The following is an 18436-nucleotide window of genomic DNA, read 5'->3' as shown; positions in this document are numbered from 1 at the left end:
GCGTATTGACAAACTAATTGCGTCCAATAAATACCGCGTGCCGCCGTTTTCCACGCGCGTGACAAACGATTCCACGCGCAGGAGCGCTGAACTTGGCTAAAACTGGCTATAACCGCATTGCGTACCGCGCGATCAAGATCGGCGGCAACATCGTCAAGGTTATTTTCTCCATCGATCTCTTCATCCGCCCCGGCAGAAGAAAGACGCTTCCGGAGTATCAGCCTGCCAGACGCAGCCCGAAATCGGAAAAAGCCATTCCGCGCATCATCTGGCAGACGAATTATTCCAACCGGGTAACGACGCCGATCTATGCGAATTTCCTGTTCAACCGCTGGCTGACGCCGGAATTCGAATATCGCTACCATGATGACGAGGCGTGCCAGGCCTATATCGACCGGCATTTTCCCGGACGTTATGCCGACGCCTTCCGGCGACTGCAGGTTGGCGCCGCCAAGGCGGATTTCTGGCGTATTCTGGTTCTTCTGCAGGAAGGCGGCATCTATCTGGATATCGATTCCAATTTTGCGGCGCGCCCGGAAGATGTGATCGGCGCGGATGAAGACGCCGTTTTCATCGCCATGAAAAATGGCGAAATCACAAATTACTTCATGGCATCGAAACCCGGTCACCCGGCGCTGAGGCTGATGGCCGATCGTATTGCCCAGAATATTGAAGAGGGAACGCTCGTCAGCGTCTATGACATGACCGGCCCGACGGTGGTGCATGCCGTCGTCAAGGAACTCGGGCTGCCGGTTCGCAATTACCGCGAGATGTGCACCCAGGGGCAATTCACCAACAAACGCGCGCAATATGCCGACAAAAAAGACGGCGCATGGTGGGCCGAGCAGGCCAAGACGTCCATCGTCAAAAACTAGGACGCCATGCGCCGGCAAGCAGCGGCGCAATATCGCGTTTAGACGAAACCGTTGAAAAAGCGGATGCTTTCTTCCACCGCGCCCGGAACCACGCCATTATGGTTGCCGGGCAGCAGTTTTTTGTCGACCTTGAAGCCGGATGTCAGGGCGCGATCCACGAAAAGCTGGTGGTCGCCGTCGAAGGGCCGCTCCTCCGTGCCACGCAAAAGCAGCGCCGGGCATTTGAGGCTGGGGCCGAAACAGACGGAAGAGCGCATGATGAATTCGCGCTCGTCGGTTTCGTCGAAACAGATCTCGTCGGTATAGCGGTTGAAATAACGCCATGAATTGACACCGGCGGATATGGGCGCGGCGGCGCGGAATTTACGGCTCATGGCGGCCAGAAGCGTCAGCGTGCCGCCATTGGAATGGCCGGCGATGAAGAACCGCTTTCTGTCGATGCCGGGAAGATTTTCCAGATAGGCCGCCGCCGCCAGCGCATCCGCCGTTTCGTCGTAGAAGCCGGAATAATTGCCATTCTGGCCGTTTTCGCCGCGAAAGGACGGAAGCAGCACAACGAAGCCCGCTTCCCAATAGGGCTTCATCAGCGCCCAGTGGCCGTCACCGGTGGCGTTGCCGCCGTGGAGGAAAAGCACAGCGGGTTTCAGCGTTTTTGACGGCTGATAATGGGAGAGCCAAGCGACCAGTTCGATGGAACCATCCGGCCCGCCGGGATAGGTGACACGCTCCGCCCCGGGCGGCGTGCCAAGCACCGAGGATTTTTCCGGCGCGGCCATCTTGCGCAGCAGATGCGTGTGGAAACGTCGGCGGGCCTCCGCATAATCCTGCCTTTCCAGCGGCAGAACTTCGGGTGTGGGAATGCCCGCTTTCACGGCGGGCGGCAGGATAACCGCCGCTGACAGCCCCATGGCGCCGGCCAGCACTCTGCGCCGCGTCATGCCCGGCGAGATCGGGCCGCTCTCTTCCTGTCCGAAGGGTGAGGAAAGAAAGCGTTTGTCTGCCATATGTTCACCTGACGAGGATGGTTGTAACAGCAGTTCAACACTGCGGCGGGAGGCTGTCCAATCACGGATTCGCGAATGACAACAATGTATTCGCAGCCATCATGGCAATTTCTGGACAAAATACTTTCCTTGCTCCTGCACTAGTCACGGGAATGAGGGAAGCGGCGCAGCCCCCTACCCCTCCACACCATCGATCATCGCCACCAGCGTCGAAAGCCTGTCTGCTTCCGCGGGCAGCTTGTCGGCGCGCAGCCGCGCAATGCGCGGGAAACGCATGGCGACGCCGGATTTGTGGCGGGTGGAGCGGTTGATACCTTCGAAGGCCACTTCAAGCACAAAACCGAAATCCGGCGTGGCGCGCACCGCCCGCACCGGGCCGAAACGCTCGACCGTATTGTCACGCACGAACTTGTCCAGCACCTCCAGCTCCGCATCGGTGAAGCCGAAATAGGCCTTTCCGACGGGCACGAGCTGTTCGCCATCCTCGCCTTCTGCCCAGACACCGAAGGTGAAATCGGAATAATAGCTCGACCTTTTGCCGTGGCCGCGCTGGGCATACATCATGACAGCGTCGATATTATAGGGATCGCGTTTCCACTTGAACCACGGCCCCTTGGCGCGGCCTGCCTGATAGGTGCTGTCGCGGCGCTTGATCATCACACCCTCGATGACAGGATCAGGCGGCGCGGCACGCAGCGTGTCGAGCTCCGTCCAGCTGGAAAAGCCGATCAGCGGCGATAGGTCGAAACGGTCATGCGGCGCATGTTCGATGATGTCAGAAAGCCTGCCGCGGCGCTCCAGATAGGTCTGCGCGCGGATATCGCTCTCGCCATCGAACAGCAGGTCATAGGCGCGGATGAAGGCGGGATAGTCGTCCAGCATCTTTGCCGTCACCGTCTTGCGGTTCAGCCGCTGCTGCAGGTCGGAAAAGGTGCGGGTGAGATTGTTGGACCGCACTGTCCCGCCAATCAGCAACTCGCCATCCATCACACCTTCGAAATCGATCGCCTCCAGAACGTCTGGAAAGGCGCCGGAAATATCGTCGCCGGAACGGGAATAGAGTTTTCGCGTCCCACCGGCGCGGGACAGCTGCACGCGAATGCCGTCCCATTTCCATTCGGCGGCATAGTCGGCCGGGTCCAGCCCATCGAGATCGCCATCGGCCACCGGCGTCGCCAGCATCACCGAGTGGAAGATGGCTGGTGTCGCCAGCACCGGCCGGTCCGACCTGCCCTCAAGCCATGCGAAAAGCGACGTATAGGGCGGCGTCAGCCCGTGCCAGAGGGTCTCGATCTCGGTGATGTCTTTCCCGGCAAAATCCGCCAGCGCCTGACGCGCCAGCCGCGCCGAAACGCCGATGCGCAGGCTGCCGGTTGCGAGTTTGAGGAAAGCGAAACGCGAGGACGTATCGAGCCGGTCGAGCAGATCGCGCACCGCGCCGCGCACCTCCCTGCGGCCGAGTGAATTCATCAGTGTGACGACTTCGCCGAGACGCGGGTCCTGAGCCTCGGCGTCATCCACGCCGCCGATATTGCCCCAGACCAGCGATATGGTCTCGGCCAGATCGCCGACATAATCATAGGAATAGCGGAACAGCACTTCATCCATTCGCTCCAGCACCAGCTCGCGCAGCAGGGCCGGTTTGACGCTTTTGAGGTCCAGCGTGCCGGCAATCGCCGCCAGCCCGTAACCCCGGTCAGGATCGGGCGTATCGCGGAAATAATCGGTCAGCAGCTTCAGCTTGCCGTTGCGCGAGGGGGTGAGAACGAGGCGATCGAGAAGGGTGGCGAAGGCTTTCATCTCAATCCCCCTCATCCTCGTAACCGACAAGATGCAGCGGCTTGGCGGCAATGCCCTGCAATTCGCACCAGCGCACCAGCGCCTCCTCACGGCCATGGGTGACCCAGATGGCCTGCGGAGAAATTTCCTTGATCGTCTCCAGAAGTTCCGGCCAGTCGCAATGGTCTGATATGACCAGCGGCAGCTCCACGCCGCCCTGCTTTGCCCTCTGCCGCACCATCATCCAGCCAGACGCAAAGGCAATCAGCGGCTCGTTGAAACGGCGCGCCCAGCGCTCCTGAAACGCCGAGGGCGGACCGACGACAATCGCGCCCTTGAAGGCGGAAGGATCGCTTTTTTCGAGCGTCGCGGGGCGCAGATCGCCGAGATCGATACCCTCAGAGACATAATAATCGCAAAGTCTGGCCAGCGCGCCGTGAATATAGATGGGATCGGAATAACCGTTGTCGCGGAGCAGCCGAATGACGCGCTGCGCCTTGCCCAGTGAATAGGCCCCGACCAGATGGGTGCGTTCGGGAAACTGTTTGATGGAGGTGAGCAGCTTGCCGATTTCCACCCGCGGCAGCGGATGATGGAACACCGGCAGGCCGAAGGTGGCCTCTGTGATGAAGACATCGCATGGCACCGTCTCGAAGGGCGCGCAGGTAGGGTCGATGCCGCGCTTGTAATCGCCCGAGGCGACGATGCGCAGGCCGTTCATTTCCACGGAGATCTGTGCGGAGCCGAGAACATGGCCCGCCGGATGGAAACCCACCGTCACGCCATTGACATCCACCGTTTCACCGAAAGCGACCGCCTGCTCTTTGCCGCAGAAGTCCTCGCCATAACGGATGCGCATGATATCGAGCGTCTGGCGCGTGGCCAGCACCGCGCCATGGCCGGCGCGGGCGTGATCGGAATGGCCATGAGTGATGAGCGCCCGCGCCACCGGGCGGACGGGATCGACATAAAAATCGCCCGCCGGGCAATAAAGACCCTTGGGCGTGGAGTTCAACAGCTGTTCCGGCTTCATATTCATTGAGATAGGGCCGCCCGCGCGAATGTAAAGTGCTGCGAGAATAACGCGAAACGGGCGTTAAATTTCCAGTGGCGGTGTTTTTGTTTTGCGTGCGTCATTTCGGCTTTGAGCCGGGCCTGTATGGAGTTTTGGTACGAAGTTCGCAGGCGCAATGCCAGCGCACAATCGGCTCACAGGGTAGCCATGGGATTTACGCTTGCAGAAATGTATCTAATCGGATACATGCTATCATGAACAGTTTCCAGAAATCGGCAGAGTTCGACGAATGGCTGAAGGTGTTGAAAGATCGTGCCGGAAAAGTGCGGATTCTTCATCGTCTCACGGCAGCCGAGCATGGGAACTTCGGCGATTGCGCGCCGGTGGGTGAAGGCGTTTCAGAAATGCGCATCCACTTCGGTCCCGGTTATCGGGTCTATTTCACTCGCGTTGGCAAGAGGGTTTATTTCCTTCTGGTCGGCGGGGATAAGTCTTCGCAGCGGCGGGACATAAAGCGCGCAATCGAGATGGCACAGACAATCGGAAGGGATGGCCGTGACGGAATTTAGCAAATTCGATGTGTCAGACTACCTGGATAGCGACGAAGCCATGATCGAATTTCTGGCAATCGCGATGGAAGACGAGAACCCCGACGTCTTCATTGGCGCCCTTGGCGCGGTCGCCAAGGCTCGCGGAATGTCGCACATTGCGGATGCTTCGGGTCTCGGCCGCGAAAGCCTCTATAAGGCGCTTAGGCCCGGTTCGAAGCTTCGCTATGAAACCGTGCAGAGGGTCCTGCATGCGCTGGGCTTTCGGCTGGCCGTTGAAAAGTCATTGAACGCCGCGTGAGACGGCGTTCAACGACCATCGGTTAACTTCGCTATGCTACTCCGCCGCCTCTTCCGCCGGCTTTGCCTGCACCGCTGCTGGCAACCGCACCGGCTTCAGCATCAGCGCCGCCGCAAGGCCGATGGCGGCGGTCGCGGCCGCTGCGAAAAAGAGTGGAGTGAAGGCATCCGAATAAAGCGAGGCGACTGCGGCCTGTGAGGCGGCGGGAAGTTCGGAGAGGATTTTCGGCGTCAGCTCCTCGATCTTGCCGACACCGGGAATATCGACGGCCACGCCCCTGAGGCTCGATGATACGATGGCGCCATAGACCGAGATGGCGATGGCCGCGCCGCCCATGCGGGTCAGCGTCACCGCGCCGCTCGCCGCACCTATATCCGCCTTGGGCGCGGAATTCTGCACGCCGATGATCGGCGCCTGCTGGCCGAGGCCAACGGCGAAACCCTGCACCAGCATCAACGCGGCGATCAGGGGAAGCGGCGTTCCTGCATGCATCTGCGTGAAGAGCAGCATGGCGATGAGGTTGATGGTGAGACCCGCCACCGAGAAGGGCTTGTAGACGCCGGTGATCGAAATCAGCCGCCCGGCTGAAAGCGAACCCATGACGATGCCGCCGGTGACGGCGATGAAGAACAGGCCGGCATGGGAAGGCGAAAGGCCGGTCGTGGTCTGCAGGAACAGGGCGTAATAATTGACCATGCCGATACCGATGCCGCCGCTGGTCAGCGAAACGATCATCAAGAGCGGAAAGGTGCTGTCCTTGAAGAGCCTGAGCGGCACGACGGGTTCCGGCGCGCGGCGTTCCACCTGCACCCAGAGGAAAGCGGCGATGACGGCGAAAGCGATGATGCCGAGACTGGGGCCTGCGATCAGCGAGCCGAACAATTCGCTGCTGTCTGCCCAGAAGACCACGCTGGCAATGGTGGCCGCCAAGAGGACCGCGCCGAGATAATCGATCTTCGGCTGGCGGGCCGGACGGCGATAGGGCAGCATCAGCGCCAGACCTGCAATGACGATAATGCCGAGCGGCAGGTTGATGAGGAAGATCGACCGCCAACCGAACAGGTCGCTCATCGTGCCGCCGAGGATCGGGCCGACACTGCCAGACGCCATGATGGTGAGGCTGGAATAGCTCTGGTAACGGGCGCGCTCGCGCGGTTCGAACAGATCCGCATTGACGGAAAAGATCGATACCATGATGCCGCCGCCGCCAAGCCCCTGCAGCACGCGGGCCGCAATCAGCGAATCCATCGACCAGGCCAGCCCGCAGGCCAGCGAGCCGAGCGTGAAGATGACAACCGCTGCGATCATCACATATTTGCGGCCGAACAGATCACCGAGCTTGCCATAAACCGGCATGACCGCGCTGGTCGCCAGAAGATAGGCCGAGCCGATCCAGCCGAAACGCTCCAGCGCGCCGAATTCACCGACGATGGTGGGCAGTGCTGTGGATACGATCTGGTTGTCGAGGGTCGCCATGAACATGGCCAGCATCAGAAACAGAAAGACGATGAGCCTGCGCCGATGATCCGACACAAGCGGCGCCACGGGGGCGGTGGACATATCCATGAAAAATCTCGTTGGCTTACGGCGGTTTTGCTGCGGCAATTTGTGTGCTATCAGCATATATATGTCAATGGCAAGTTTTTGACATTTATGCTAATGCCGCTAAATGTGATCGGGAAACTGCATCGAAAGGGACGATGAAGCGTGGCGACTGAGGAAAACTGGAGCGAGGATCTGCCTGAGGACATCAAGCGGATCGGCAACACGATGACGCGCATGCGCATCATGATCGGCCGCCGCATCATCGGCCGCATGGCGCTTGCCAAGCTCGCTCCGGGTCTGGAACTTTCCCATATCGACGTGCTCGACATTCTGCGCCGGGCGGAAGGCGACGTTACCGTGGGTGCGATTGCCGAGGGCATGCGCATCGATCCCTCGCGTGGCAGCAGGGTCGTGGCGGATATGGTGGGGCGCGGCCTGCTGAAACGCGGCGTTTCCCAGGAAGACGGCCGCCGCAGCATTGTCGAGATCACCCCGCTCGGCACCAGCCTTTTGCAGGAAATGCGCCGGACCAAGATGAGCGTCATCGAGGACGTCATGGACGGATGGCCGGCGGAGGATGTGGAGACTTTCGCCCGCCTGTTCGAACGGTTCATCGACCGCTTCGAATGCCGGCTCTCGCCGGATACGGACCTCCTGACGGATCAGAAAAAATCATAGTTGACCCTGCGATCCGCAGCTTCACTTTAAAATGGCTAGACCGTAACGTGCCGCCATCTGACAGGTTAAAGGGGTAATTTCGATGTTGACGATTTACGGTGTCTACCGTTCCCGTGCCACGCGCACATTGTGGCTGGCAGGGGAACTCGGCATAGAATTCAAACATGTGCCGGTCATACAGGCCCGCCGTCTTGCCGATCCGCTGGCTGCGGATGCGCCGCTCAACACGCTGTCCCCGGATTTTCTGGCCGTCAACCCGATGGGCACCATTCCCTGCATCGAGGATGACGGCATGGTGCTTTACGAATCCATGGCCATCAACCTCTATCTCGCCCGCAAATATGGCGGACCGCTTGCGCCGGTCGATTTGAAGGAAGATGCGGCGATGCTGCAATGGTCCTTCTTTGCCGCGACCGAAATCGAAACCAATTCGCTAAAGATTTCCTCTGCGATCGCCGAGGGCCTGTCGGAAAGCGATAGCGGCAAGGCGGTGATCGATGTCGCCGCCCGCCTGCTGAAGCGCCCCTTCCGGGTGCTGGAGCAGCACCTTTCCAGCCACGAATACCTGGTGGGCGACCGTTTCACCGTGGCCGATCTCAACGCCGCGGAAATCGTTCGTTACGCACAGGGCCACAAGCCGCTGTTCGATGCCCATCCGGCGCTGAAAGCCTGGCTGGACCGCTGCCAGACCCGCACGGCGTTCAAGACGATGTGGGATACCCGCGCGGCCGAGGCGGCCTGAGCGGGAGAACACTCCGCCAGCGTGTCTCTCTGCCCTCATTCCTGTGCTTGTCACAGAAATGAGGGAGCAACCACAAGACCGAGCTGGGGCCTCTCAGCCCCTCTCCCCCGCAAGCGCCCGCTGCACCGCCGGGCGGTCGTTCATGCGGCGGAAGTGGTCATGCACCTTCGGGAAACGGGCAATATCCACGCCATCGCTTTCCAGCCAGCCGGACATGACGAAAAGATAGGGATCGGCAACCGAATAGGCCGTACCAAGAACCCATGGGCCGTGCAGCATGCCGTGCTCGATCAGTTCGAAGCACTCGCCCATGGTCTGCGGCACTTTCGCCTTCATATCGGCCAGCGAGCTATCCTCATTCGCCCAGCGGCTGCCGCGCCGGCCATGCGCATGGGCGACATGCACGGTCGAAGAAATGAAGGCGTTGAAGGACTGCATCAACGCGAATTCGAAGGGATCATCGAGCGGCGCGAGCTTCTTTTCAGGCGCCATCTGGGCGATAAAGGCGAGAATGGCGGGCGTCTCCGTCAGCACGCCGCTTGCGGTGGCCAGCGCCGGCACGCGGCCCTTGGGATTGACCTTTAAAAATGCCTCGGAGCGTTGCTCGCCCTCCGCGAAATTGACGCGATGGGCCTTGTAAGGCAGGCCGGATTCCTCAAGCACGATATGGCTGGCGCGAGAACAGGAACCGGGGGAGAAGAACAGTGTGAACATGGATATGCGACCTCCAAAGCAATGAAGCGCCCGTTTCTTCCTCATGCGGACGCCGGCCCGCGGCGGCCGTGGGATGGCCGTCACATACAGGGCACGTCATCATCGTGCCGGCAACCGGCCGCGTCAAAGGTTATTTAGAGCCCGACGACTCTGACATCGCCGACGTGGATGCCGTTCCAGTTGCGCATCTGCCGGTTCGCCATGCTGCTCAGCGCCTGCTGCTCGGCGCTGCCTTCATCGAAATAGCGGGCGAGCAGTGCGGATACCACGGCTTCGGCCGCGCGTGTCGTACCGTCTTCGCATTTCACCGCCATGGCGATACCCTTTTCCGGCAGGGCGGCGACGAAAACGCCCTCCGCGCCGGTCTTTGCGAAGATTTTTCCCGGCGCGATCTGCATCAGCCTCGTGCAGGCGCGGCCGGTGCCCGCCACATAAAAGGGTTCTGCCATGCAGGCCTCGATGAGACGGCGCGACGCTGTCGCACGACCCGCTTCCAGCCCCCTGCCCGTCGCCATCTTCGCGAAACCATGCGCCAGCCCTTTGAGCGGTACGGCATAGGTGGGGATGGAGCAGCCATCCACGCCGCAATTGTCCTGGCCGAGAGCAGCACCCGTCAGGCTTTCCATCGTGGCGCGGATTTCCCGCTGCAGCGGGTGATCGTAACCGACATAGCCCCTGGGATCGGTGCCGGTGTGGCAACAGGCGCAGATGAAACCGGAATGTTTGCCGGAGCAATTATTATGCAGCGCTGTCGGCTTTTCCAGTGTGCGAGCCTGGTGGATGATGGTTTTCTGGTCCGAAGACCAGTGTGCGCCACATTCCAGCGTATCCACATCCCTGCCCGCCTTCGCAAGCATCGAAGCGGCGAGTTCCACATGCGCGTCCTCCCCGGAATGGGACGAACAGGCGAATGCGAGTTCGCGGTTGCCGAAACCATAGGCATCCGCAGCACCACTTTCCACCAGCGGCAGCGCCTGCATGGCCTTGCAGGCGGAACGCGGGAAGATGCCGCGCTCGATATCACCAGACGAAAACAGCACGCCGCCATCACCATCCACCACCACGACAAGACCCTGATGGCGGCTTTCGACGAGATTGCCCCTGGTGACTTCGACGGTAACGGAATTGTTCATTCTCTCAGCCTCAAAAAATTCTGATTTTATGTCGTTGATACCGCAATTGATTTTTCGATGCACGGGGCTGTCAGTGAAATTTGCAAAACGTCTGCTGCTGGCGATTGCCATTATCTATCTGCTGCCGGCACTGGCATCGGCGGGGCTATGGGCCATGAAGGACCATCCGCGCGGCTGGAACGCCGCAAGATGGTCGTCCTCCGGCATGCTGCCGGTGGCGTCGAGCGACAGAGAAGCCGCGGTCTACGTCTTTTCCGCCATGACCGGTGGCTTCAAGGGGTCCGTCGCCAGCCATGCCTGGGTCGTGCTGAAAAAGCCCGGTGCTGCGACCTATGACCGTTACGACAAGGTGGGCTGGGGCACGCCGATCCGCCATAATGGTTATGCAGCGGACGCCTACTGGTATTCCAACATGCCGCGCCAGGTGGTGGCCATTCACGGCGCGGAAGCGGAAAAGCTGATCCCGAAAATCGAAAAGGCGATTGCCGATTACCCCTATGGTCGGCCGGGCGGCTATCGCATCTATCCCGGCCCCAACTCCAACACCTTCGTCGCCCATGTGCTGCGCAGCGTGCCGGAACTGGGCGTCGTGCTGCCGCCGGACGCGGTGGGCCGCGACTACCTGCCGGACGGTGCGTTTTACCACATCGCCGACGACTGGAAGGATGCGAGCGTTTCGCTGGGCGGGTTGTTCGGTATTTCGGCAGGTGCCCGCAGCGGTTTTGAGGTCAACTTTCTCGGTCTTGTCGCCGGCATCGATTTTGGCCGGCCCGGTGTGAAGATACCGGGGCTTGGTTATTTCGGGGTGGCCGGTCCGGATGTATGACGTGGCTGCCCTCCCGACGTTTCCACCCATTTTAATTTGACTCCATCTAGTAATTAACTCAATCTGCGCATCGCAATTGCAATGCAAAAGAGGCAACCCATGAAAACGGCAACGATCCCTTCGCTGCGGGTGACGGCGGATTTTCGCGAGGCAGCAGAAAGCGTGCTTAAGGACGGCGAAACACTTTCGTCCTTTATTGAAGACTCTGTGCGCAGGCAGGTTGAAATCCGCAAGTCGCAGGCGGAATTCATTGCGCGCGGGTTAGCATCACTCGAAGAGGCGGAACGTACGGGGGTTTATTATACCACCGATGACGTTCTTTCGATGATGCAAAGAAAGCTGGATGCCGCGAAAGCAGCGAAGCGAAAATGACATATTCGCTTCGCTACACCGAAGAAGCGTTCGGTGATTTCGACCGAATCTACGACTTTCTGATCGCCTATGACATCGATGTGGCAGAAAAGGCGATCCACGCGATCAGAACGGGCTTGCAGCTTCTGACCGATTTTCCTTTCAGCTGCCGCAAAGCATCTCAAGAAAATGGCCTGATGCGTGAATTACTCGTCCCTTTCGGCTCGTCCGGCTATATCGTGTTGTTCCGTATCGACGGCCCGGAAACTGTCACCATCGCCGCCGTTCGCCACCAGCGCGAGGACGACTACCATTGATCCTCACCGGTCGTTGACGGCCGCGCGCGGGTTCACCCATGGTTCCTGATTGGAACGCGGCAGCGGGGTCTTGCCGAGAATGTGGTCCGCCGCCTTTTCGCCGGTCATGATCGACGGGCCGTTCAGGTTGCCATAGGTCACATGCGGGAAGATCGAGCTATCGGCAACCCTCAGGCCCTCCACTCCGATGACCCGGCATTCGGGATCGACGACGGCCATCGGGTCGTCCTTGTCGCCCATCCGGCAGGTGCCGCAGGGGTGATAGGCGCTTTCCAGATGCTCCCGCAAAAAGGCGTCAATTTCCTCATCCGTCCCGACATTTTCGCCCGGCTGGATTTCCGGCCCGCGAAAATCGTCAAAGGCTTTCTGGCTGAAGATTTCGCGCGTCAGGCGCACACAATGGCGGAATTTTTCCCAGTCTTCCTGATGGCTCATATAGTTGAAGCGGATGACCGGGTCGTCATGCGGATCGGCGGAGCGCAGGGTGACGTTGCCGCGCGATTTCGACAGGTTGTAGCCCACATGCACCTGAAAGCCGTGGCTTTTTGCGGCGGCCTTGCCGTCATAGGAAATGGCCACGGGCAGGAAATGATACTGGATATCAGGCTGTTTCAGACCGGGCGCGGAGCGCAGGAAGGCGCAGGCCTCGAACTGGTTGGAGGCGCCAAGCCCGCCTTTCGACAGCAGCCATTGCGCGCCCGCCACGCCCTGCCAAAACCATGGAAGCCAGGAGTAAAGCGAGACCGGCTTGGTGGAGACCTGCTGGAAATAAAACTCCATATGGTCCTGAAGATTTGCGCCGACGCCCGGACGATCCGCCTTCACTTCGATGCCCATGTCTTTCAGATGGGCAGCAGGACCGACGCCCGAAAGCATCAGCAGTTTCGGCGAGTTGAAGGAGGAGGCAGAAAGGATGACCTCGCGATTGGCCGTGACGGTTTCCACCACGCCCTTGCGTTCGATCTCGACACCCACGGCGCGGCCGTTCTCGATGACGATCTTGCGGGCGAAACCATTGACCAGCGTGACGTTGCCGCGCTTCAGCGCCGGCTTCAGATAGGCATTGGCGGCGGACCAGCGGCGGCCATTGTGGATGGTCTGCTCCATCAGGCCGAAACCCTCCTGCTTGGAGCCGTTATAATCGTCCGTCAGTTCAAAGCCCGCCTGCGCGCCCGCCTGAATGAAGGCGTGGAACAGCGGATTGCTGACGGGGCCACGCTGCACATGCAGCGGCCCATCCGTGCCGCGCCAGCCTTCCTCGCCGCCATGGCTGTGCTCCATGCGCTTGAAGTAAGGCAGCACATCCGCATAGGCCCAGCCATGCGCGCCAAGCTCTTCCCAGCGGTTGAAATCCTCCGCGTGGCCGCGCACGTAAACGAGGCCGTTGATGGAGGACGAGCCGCCGATGACCTTGCCGCGCGGGGCTGTGATGCGGCGGTTGTCGAGATTGGGTTCGGGCTCGGAGAGATAACCCCAATTGTAGCGCTTCATGCTCATCGGCCACGCGAGTGCGGCGGGCATCTGGATAAAGGGGCCGAAATCGGAACCGCCTGCCTCGATGACGATGACAGAATAACGACCGTCTTCCGACAGGCGATAGGCGATGGCGGAGCCTGCGGAGCCCGAACCGACGATGACGTAATCTGCCTGCATGATTTGTGCTCTCTCTCAATGGCTCATGTGCGGGTGGGCTTACCCCCCTCTGTCCTGCCGGACATCTCCCCCTCAAGGGGGGAGATCGATCTGAGGCCAGGTTTCGCCCTTCTCAAATTTCGCGGGTGAAGTGATACGGCTCGTCTTGCCGATCTCCCCCTTGAGGGGGAGATGTCCGGCAGGACAGAGGGGGGTAAGCCCCAATCCGCAACGCTGCCTTAATAAGGCGCGTCCACCTTCCCCGTGCTCACATAAACCGTCTTCAGCTCGCTATAATGCTCCAGCGCCGCCGCCGAATTCTCCCGCCCGAACCCGGACTGCTTGGAGCCGCCGAAGGGCATTTCCACCGGGCAGAGATTATAGGTATTGATCCACAGCGTGCCCGCCTCCAGCTGATCCACCACACGGTGGGCGCGGGCGAGATCGGCGGTGAAGACGCCGCCGGCCAGCCCGAATTCGGTTGCGTTGGCGCGGGCGATAACCTCGTCCTCATCGTCGAAATCCAGCACGCACATGACCGGCCCGAAGATTTCCTCGCGGGCGATGGTCATATCGTCGGTCACATCGGCGAACACGGTCGGTTGCACATAAGCGCCCTCGCCCGAGACATTGTTGGGAATGCCGCCGCCGGTGATGAGCGTCGCTCCTTCCGCCTTGCCCTTTTCGATATAGGAAAGAACCTTCTCCTGCTGGGCCTTGGAGACCAGCGGGCCGAGATGGGTGGCGTAATCGAGGGGATCGCCGAGGATCATCGCCTCGGTGCGGCTTTTCAGGTTGTCGAGGAAACGCTCCTTCGCCTTTTTCTGCACGAAAACGCGCGTGCCGTTCGAGCAGACCTGGCCGGAGGAATAGAAGTTGCCGAGCATCGCGCCGCCGACGGCGCTTTCGATATCGGCATCATCGAAGACAATCATCGGCGACTTGCCGCCGAGTTCCATGGTCACATGCTTCAGATGCCCGGCGGCGGCGGCGGCCACCTTGCGGCCGGTCGGCACGGAGCCGGTGAGCGAGACCTTGGCCACTTCGGGGTGGTTGACCAGAAGCGGGCCGGTGTCGCGGTCGCCCTGGATGACGTTGAACAGGCCCTTTGGCAGGCCGGCTTCGATGAGGATTTCGGCAATCTTCAACGCGCCGAGCGGGGTGTTTTCCGAGGGCTTGAAGACCATGGCATTGCCGGCGACCAGCGCGGGCGCGGCCTTCCAGCAGGCGATCTGCTGCGGATAGTTCCAGGCGCCGATGCCAACGCAGACACCGAGCGGCACACGCTTGGTATAGGCGAAATCACCGCCGAGCGGGATATAATCGCCATTCAGGGCGGACGGCGCGATGCCGCCGAAGAATTCGAAAGCATCGGCGCCGGAGGTTGGGTCGGCGACGATGGTTTCCTGAATGGGCTTGCCCGTATCCAGCGTTTCCAGCGTGGAAAGCGCATCGTTGCGTTCGCGCATGATATCGGCGGCGCGTTTGAGGATGCGGCCGCGCGCCGTGGGGCTCATCACCGCCCATTCCTTCTGCGCGCGTTTGGCCGAGGCGATGGCGCGCTCGACGATGGCAGGTGTTGCCGCATGCAGCCTTGCGATCACTTCGCCGGTGGCCGGAAAGATGCTCTCGAACGGCGTACCGGTATTATCCTCGACATAGTCCCCGTCGATGAAATGCGAGGCTTTCGGCTGCGCCTTGAGCGGCGTCGCGATGGTCATGTCGAAGTCTCCTTGAGAACGCGGATGGACGGCTTCGGGCGCTGTCCATCGGGAAAAGATTTGAGCTGCATGTCGAAATAATCCTCGACCAGCGCCGGCGCGGAGGCGAGGCCAAGCGGGGCGGAACGCAGGCTGTGCCTGATATAAAGCCCGTCGATCAGGGCCGCCGCCCCTTCCGCGATGCGCGCGGCATCGTCGGGCGGACAAAGCCGGTTGAGGCTGGCCATGAGATTGGAGCGCAGGCGGCGGGAATAAAGCACCAGCAGGCGGCGCGTTTCCTCCGAACGCTGCGCCTCGACATAAAAGGCGAGCCATGCCGCCACGGTTTCGGGCGTGAACTGGTCGCTCTGAAAGGAGACATGCACGATGGCGCTCAGCCTTTCGCGCGGGCCGGAAGCGCGTGTCAGCGCCGCCACGGCATCGCGCCTGAGGTCACGCAGCAGGCTGCGGATGGTTTCCAGAAGAAGCTGCTGCTTGCTGCCGAAATAATGATGCGCGAGCGCTGCCGACACGCCCGCTTCCCGGGCGATATCAGACATTGTCACATTCAGCGAACCATGGTGGCCTATGGTGCGAAGCGCCGCATCCACAAGCGCCTTGCGGCGCAAAGGCTCCATTCCGATCTTGGGCATAGGGGTCTCCTTGACGGATGGCAAATTATTCTTGATTGATCAATCAATCAATAAAAAACGCGCCATTTTATGTCGCTGATTTGCGATGGATCATATTTTCCTTGGCCGGACAGTGATAGTTTCGCAGGCATCGGCCGGTGCGGCGAACCCCATGCTGCCGCCCGGTTCACGGGGGAAAAACTAAACCGTGATATACTGCGAATTGGGAATGGAACGCGTTTCGTGCTAATATCGCTGATGATACAAATTTCGCTGGAAGCGGCGCCAGACGAAAGACGATAAAAACGCCCGCCTAGACCACGACGGCACCCGATCCGCAAACCGGACATCGAAGGACCGCTCGCAGTGTTTAAAGAAGGGAGTGATATCATGCCAATGGTAACAGTATCGATTTCCCCGGAACAGGCAGCAAGAATGCGCGAGGCCGTGAATTGCGGCGCTTACGCATCCGGCAGCGAGGTCGTCAGGGCAGCGCTGAGACTATGGGCGGCCTCCGCCGAACATGGCGTCGGCGCGAAGTCCGCAGAGTCTGTCGAGGCAGACCGGGAGCGCATGAACGTCGCGGATCTCTACGCCGCTCACACCGGGCACGTCCGCCGCGCATGAGGCCCGACGCAACAACCCCACATGCTCATGGGCCCACATGCTTATGGGGTTGTAACAAAACGTTCATCAAAGCTTCACAGTCGTGAAAGCTTTTGTTGACCTGTAATCTGCGATTGTTCGCCGCAAAAGAGACAGGCTCCCCTTACGTTAGCCACATGGGGACCGGCAACAGCGGAGAATAAAATGCAGGCCGTCACGCTGGAGAACGATGTCATCAGGCGTTTTGCCTCCGGGCACATGTTTCCCATGGCCAAGCTGGTGCTCGAAACGGCGTTCCAGCCGATTGTCGAGGCGACGACGGGCACGATCTTCGGTTATGAATCGCTGATGCGCGGCCATGATCGGCTCGGTTTTTCCAATCCGCTGGCGCTTCTCGACCAGGCTGCTGCGGATGGCGAGCTGAAGGCCTTCGAGCAGATGCTGGCAAGCCGGGCGCTCGCAAAATTCTCCACCCTGCCCGATTTTTCCTCCGCCACCCTGTTCCTCAATCTCGACGTACGGCTGATCCCGCATGGCGACGCCATTCTGGACAAGCTCGTCGGCCATCTGGCGCGGGCGGGCATTCCGGCCTCCTCCATCTGCTTTGAACTTTCCGAACGTTTCGACAATACCAGCGTGCCGGAGTTCACGGCGCTGATCGCCCGTATGCGCAAGGAAGGTTTCAAGCTGGCGATTGACGATTTCGGCGCCGGTCACGGCGAGATGAAGCTGCTCTGCGACTTCCCGCTGGATTACCTGAAGATCGACCGGCATTTCATCACCGGCGTCGACCAATTGCCGCGCAAGCAGCACCTTGTGCGCAACATCGTCAACATCGCCCATGTTCTCGGCGTCAGGGTCATTGCGGAAGGCATCGAGACCGAAGCGGAATTTCTGACCTGCCGCGAATTCGGCGTCGATCTGGTGCAGGGCTGGCTGATCGCCAGGCCAACGGTCTTCACCAGCGAATTGCCTGAAAGTTTTCCCCACATCAACCGCATCGGCGTGGCGCGACGCAGCAGCCAGACGCTGGATGAAATTCTCATCCGCCGGGAAATAGAGCGCCTTCCCACCGTCTTCGAGCATGACAGCGTCGACAGCGTCTTCGAACTGTTCCGCAGAAATCCGCAGCAGGCCTTCTTCCCGGTTCTCAACGCCAATGGCGAACCGCGCGGCGTCATCAACGAATATCACCTCAAGGAATATATCTACCGGCCCTTCGGCCGCGACCTGCTCAAGAACAAGATCTATGAGCGCACCATTTCCCATTTCGTCGATCCCGCGCCGATCGTCGGCCTCGATGCGGATGCCGACCAGCTGATGAACATGTTCGCCAGCATGGGCGGCAGCGCCTGCATCATCCTCACCGAAAACATGCGTTACGCCGGCATTGTTTCCGCGGCCTCGCTCATCAAGGTCATCAACGAAAAACAGCTGAAGATGGCGCAGGACCAGAACCCGCTGACGGCGCTGCCCGGCAACCGCGCGATTGGCGGCTTCATTGCCGACCGCTGCAGCGACGGCGACGAGTCGCGTTTCTTCTGCTATTGCGACTTCGATAATTTCAAACCCTTCAACGACAAATACGGCTTCAACGCCGGCGACCACGCCATCACCCTGTTTTCGGCTCTGATGCGCCGCTACTTTTTTGCCGGTGATTGTTTCCTCGGCCATATCGGCGGCGACGACTTCTTCATCGGCGTGCGTGACTGGTCGGTAGGAGAACTGACGGAAATCCTAGAGCGGCTGCTCAGCGATTTTCACGACGATGTCGCCGAACTCTATTCGGACGAAGACCGCGCCGCCGGCTGCATGAAAGGCCAGGACCGCCACGGCAACGAGCGTGACTTCGCGCTGCTGCGCTGCTCGATCGGCGTCCTAACCTTGCCGAAGGGGCTGATCATCGCCAATCCCGAGCGTATCGGCAGCGAGATCGCGGGTGTGAAGGCCGCTGCGAAGGAAAATGAAAGCGGCTTCGTCGTCCGGGTGTTCGGCGAGACAAATTGACATCAGCGGCAAAGGGCCACCTTCCCTCGAC

19 protein-coding genes are annotated in these 18436 nt (G+C 60.3%); 10 read left to right on the top strand and 9 right to left on the bottom strand.

All coding sequences use genetic code 11. From position 1 onward, the window contains the following. Positions 1 to 92 precede the first annotated feature (92 nt). Positions 93 to 875: a glycosyltransferase family 32 protein gene (locus MRBLRC7O_RS02475; RefSeq protein ID WP_003508963.1), complete on the top strand. Its 783-nt coding sequence runs from the start codon at positions 93 to 95 to the stop codon at positions 873 to 875. 38 nt (positions 876 to 913) lie between these two features. Here the strand turns inward: MRBLRC7O_RS02475 and MRBLRC7O_RS02470 are convergent, their stop codons facing one another. From MRBLRC7O_RS02470 to MRBLRC7O_RS02460, 3 genes are all read right to left on the bottom strand, one after another. Then, the gene (locus tag MRBLRC7O_RS02470; protein WP_065694899.1) at positions 914 to 1879 is read right to left on the bottom strand and encodes an alpha/beta hydrolase family protein; all 966 of its coding nucleotides are present in this window, start codon (positions 1877 to 1879) and stop codon (positions 914 to 916) included. Between the two features lie 174 nt (positions 1880 to 2053). Next, entirely contained in the window at positions 2054 to 3679 is a 1626-nt protein-coding gene (locus MRBLRC7O_RS02465; protein WP_367727288.1) for a cisplatin damage response ATP-dependent DNA ligase, read from the bottom strand. Between the two features lies 1 nt (position 3680). Beyond that, a complete protein-coding gene (locus MRBLRC7O_RS02460; protein WP_162690755.1) occupies positions 3681 to 4697 on the bottom strand; it encodes a ligase-associated DNA damage response exonuclease in 1017 nt (338 codons plus the stop codon). 230 nt (positions 4698 to 4927) lie between these two features. Between MRBLRC7O_RS02460 and MRBLRC7O_RS02455 the strand changes: the two genes are divergently transcribed. Both MRBLRC7O_RS02455 and MRBLRC7O_RS02450 read left to right on the top strand, forming a co-directional pair. Next, a complete protein-coding gene (locus MRBLRC7O_RS02455; RefSeq protein ID WP_080865974.1) occupies positions 4928 to 5242 on the top strand; it encodes a type II toxin-antitoxin system RelE/ParE family toxin in 315 nt (104 codons plus the stop codon). After that, positions 5223 to 5522 carry an addiction module antidote protein gene (locus MRBLRC7O_RS02450; protein WP_080865973.1) on the top strand — a complete coding sequence of 100 codons (300 nt, stop codon included), beginning with the start codon at positions 5223 to 5225 and terminating at the stop codon, positions 5520 to 5522. Before MRBLRC7O_RS02455 ends, MRBLRC7O_RS02450 begins: the two co-directional genes overlap by 20 nt. A gap of 36 nt (positions 5523 to 5558) precedes the next feature. Here MRBLRC7O_RS02450 and MRBLRC7O_RS02445 read toward each other — a convergent pair whose 3' ends face one another. Next, entirely contained in the window at positions 5559 to 7088 is a 1530-nt protein-coding gene (locus MRBLRC7O_RS02445) for an MDR family MFS transporter (RefSeq protein ID WP_031234516.1), read from the bottom strand. Between the two features lie 141 nt (positions 7089 to 7229). Between MRBLRC7O_RS02445 and MRBLRC7O_RS02440 the strand changes: the two genes are divergently transcribed. Further along, positions 7230 to 7745 (top strand): MarR family winged helix-turn-helix transcriptional regulator, encoded by a 516-nt coding sequence (locus tag MRBLRC7O_RS02440; RefSeq protein WP_080865972.1) that lies wholly within the window; start codon positions 7230 to 7232, stop codon positions 7743 to 7745. 82 nt (positions 7746 to 7827) lie between these two features. Then, positions 7828 to 8487, top strand: a complete 660-nt coding sequence (locus MRBLRC7O_RS02435) for a glutathione S-transferase family protein (protein ID WP_003508979.1) — start codon at positions 7828 to 7830, stop codon at positions 8485 to 8487. Between the two features lie 93 nt (positions 8488 to 8580). On the opposite strand, the gene MRBLRC7O_RS02430 is transcribed toward MRBLRC7O_RS02435, so the two are convergent. Both MRBLRC7O_RS02430 and MRBLRC7O_RS02425 read right to left on the bottom strand, forming a co-directional pair. Continuing rightward, complete coding sequence (locus MRBLRC7O_RS02430) at positions 8581 to 9201, bottom strand: glutathione S-transferase family protein (protein WP_080865971.1); 621 nt, start codon at positions 9199 to 9201, stop codon at positions 8581 to 8583. A 134-nt stretch (positions 9202 to 9335) separates the two neighbouring features. After that, on the bottom strand, positions 9336 to 10334 hold the full coding sequence (locus MRBLRC7O_RS02425; RefSeq protein ID WP_060723902.1) for an asparaginase: 999 nt from the start codon (positions 10332 to 10334) through the stop codon (positions 9336 to 9338). Positions 10335 to 10407: 73 nt separating this feature from the next. On the opposite strand from MRBLRC7O_RS02425, the gene MRBLRC7O_RS02420 reads away from it, so the two are divergent. The 3 genes from MRBLRC7O_RS02420 (at position 10408) to MRBLRC7O_RS02410 (ending at position 11828) form a co-directional block, all read left to right on the top strand. After that, entirely contained in the window at positions 10408 to 11160 is a 753-nt protein-coding gene (locus MRBLRC7O_RS02420) for a DUF3750 domain-containing protein (RefSeq protein WP_162690754.1), read from the top strand. A gap of 99 nt (positions 11161 to 11259) precedes the next feature. After that, positions 11260 to 11532 (top strand): YlcI/YnfO family protein, encoded by a 273-nt coding sequence (locus MRBLRC7O_RS02415; protein WP_003508986.1) that lies wholly within the window; start codon positions 11260 to 11262, stop codon positions 11530 to 11532. Beyond that, entirely contained in the window at positions 11529 to 11828 is a 300-nt protein-coding gene (locus MRBLRC7O_RS02410) for a type II toxin-antitoxin system RelE/ParE family toxin (protein ID WP_003508988.1), read from the top strand. The genes MRBLRC7O_RS02415 and MRBLRC7O_RS02410 overlap by 4 nt, the downstream gene beginning before the upstream one ends. A 3-nt stretch (positions 11829 to 11831) precedes the next feature. On the opposite strand, the gene betA is transcribed toward MRBLRC7O_RS02410, so the two are convergent. The 3 genes from betA to betI form a co-directional block, all read right to left on the bottom strand. Next, complete coding sequence (gene betA / locus MRBLRC7O_RS02405) at positions 11832 to 13481, bottom strand: choline dehydrogenase (protein ID WP_080865969.1); 1650 nt, start codon at positions 13479 to 13481, stop codon at positions 11832 to 11834. Between the two features lie 218 nt (positions 13482 to 13699). Beyond that, positions 13700 to 15181: a betaine-aldehyde dehydrogenase gene (gene betB, locus MRBLRC7O_RS02400; protein ID WP_003508991.1), complete on the bottom strand. Its 1482-nt coding sequence runs from the start codon at positions 15179 to 15181 to the stop codon at positions 13700 to 13702. Beyond that, on the bottom strand, positions 15178 to 15813 hold the full coding sequence (gene betI / locus MRBLRC7O_RS02395) for a transcriptional regulator BetI (RefSeq protein ID WP_003508993.1): 636 nt from the start codon (positions 15811 to 15813) through the stop codon (positions 15178 to 15180). The genes betB and betI overlap by 4 nt, the downstream gene beginning before the upstream one ends. A gap of 369 nt (positions 15814 to 16182) precedes the next feature. Here betI and MRBLRC7O_RS02390 point away from each other — a divergent pair, with 369 nt between their 5' ends. Together MRBLRC7O_RS02390 and MRBLRC7O_RS02385 are read left to right on the top strand one after the other, a co-directional pair. Continuing rightward, the gene (locus MRBLRC7O_RS02390; protein WP_080865968.1) at positions 16183 to 16419 is read left to right on the top strand and encodes a ribbon-helix-helix domain-containing protein; all 237 of its coding nucleotides are present in this window, start codon (positions 16183 to 16185) and stop codon (positions 16417 to 16419) included. 183 nt (positions 16420 to 16602) lie between these two features. Next, on the top strand, positions 16603 to 18405 hold the full coding sequence (locus MRBLRC7O_RS02385; RefSeq protein WP_003508995.1) for a GGDEF domain-containing protein: 1803 nt from the start codon (positions 16603 to 16605) through the stop codon (positions 18403 to 18405). Positions 18406 to 18436: the final 31 nt, after the last annotated feature.

It is taken from the genome of Agrobacterium radiobacter (genome assembly GCF_040801995.1).
Lineage (GTDB): Bacteria > Pseudomonadota > Alphaproteobacteria > Rhizobiales > Rhizobiaceae > Agrobacterium > Agrobacterium radiobacter.
This window is presented reverse-complemented; position numbering and strand designations above follow the sequence as displayed.

What these genes read in the sequence shown, in the direction of transcription:
- MRBLRC7O_RS02465 (WP_367727288.1), bottom strand. Translation starts at nt 3,679, where the DNA reads ATGAAAGCCTTCGCCACCCTTCTCGATCGCCTCGTTCTCACCCCCTCG.
- MRBLRC7O_RS02470 (WP_065694899.1), bottom strand. Translation starts at nt 1,879, where the DNA reads ATGGCAGACAAACGCTTTCTTTCCTCACCCTTCGGACAGGAAGAGAGC.
- MRBLRC7O_RS02435 (WP_003508979.1), top strand. Translation starts at nt 7,828, where the DNA reads ATGTTGACGATTTACGGTGTCTACCGTTCCCGTGCCACGCGCACATTG.
- MRBLRC7O_RS02425 (WP_060723902.1), bottom strand. Translation starts at nt 10,334, where the DNA reads ATGAACAATTCCGTTACCGTCGAAGTCACCAGGGGCAATCTCGTCGAA.
- MRBLRC7O_RS02415 (WP_003508986.1), top strand. Translation starts at nt 11,260, where the DNA reads ATGAAAACGGCAACGATCCCTTCGCTGCGGGTGACGGCGGATTTTCGC.
- MRBLRC7O_RS02390 (WP_080865968.1), top strand. Translation starts at nt 16,183, where the DNA reads ATGCCAATGGTAACAGTATCGATTTCCCCGGAACAGGCAGCAAGAATG.
- MRBLRC7O_RS02455 (WP_080865974.1), top strand. Translation starts at nt 4,928, where the DNA reads ATGAACAGTTTCCAGAAATCGGCAGAGTTCGACGAATGGCTGAAGGTG.
- betI (WP_003508993.1), bottom strand. Translation starts at nt 15,813, where the DNA reads ATGCCCAAGATCGGAATGGAGCCTTTGCGCCGCAAGGCGCTTGTGGAT.
- MRBLRC7O_RS02450 (WP_080865973.1), top strand. Translation starts at nt 5,223, where the DNA reads ATGGCCGTGACGGAATTTAGCAAATTCGATGTGTCAGACTACCTGGAT.
- MRBLRC7O_RS02430 (WP_080865971.1), bottom strand. Translation starts at nt 9,201, where the DNA reads ATGTTCACACTGTTCTTCTCCCCCGGTTCCTGTTCTCGCGCCAGCCAT.
- MRBLRC7O_RS02445 (WP_031234516.1), bottom strand. Translation starts at nt 7,088, where the DNA reads ATGGATATGTCCACCGCCCCCGTGGCGCCGCTTGTGTCGGATCATCGG.
- betB (WP_003508991.1), bottom strand. Translation starts at nt 15,181, where the DNA reads ATGACCATCGCGACGCCGCTCAAGGCGCAGCCGAAAGCCTCGCATTTC.
- MRBLRC7O_RS02385 (WP_003508995.1), top strand. Translation starts at nt 16,603, where the DNA reads ATGCAGGCCGTCACGCTGGAGAACGATGTCATCAGGCGTTTTGCCTCC.
- MRBLRC7O_RS02460 (WP_162690755.1), bottom strand. Translation starts at nt 4,697, where the DNA reads ATGAATATGAAGCCGGAACAGCTGTTGAACTCCACGCCCAAGGGTCTT.
- betA (WP_080865969.1), bottom strand. Translation starts at nt 13,481, where the DNA reads ATGCAGGCAGATTACGTCATCGTCGGTTCGGGCTCCGCAGGCTCCGCC.
- MRBLRC7O_RS02410 (WP_003508988.1), top strand. Translation starts at nt 11,529, where the DNA reads ATGACATATTCGCTTCGCTACACCGAAGAAGCGTTCGGTGATTTCGAC.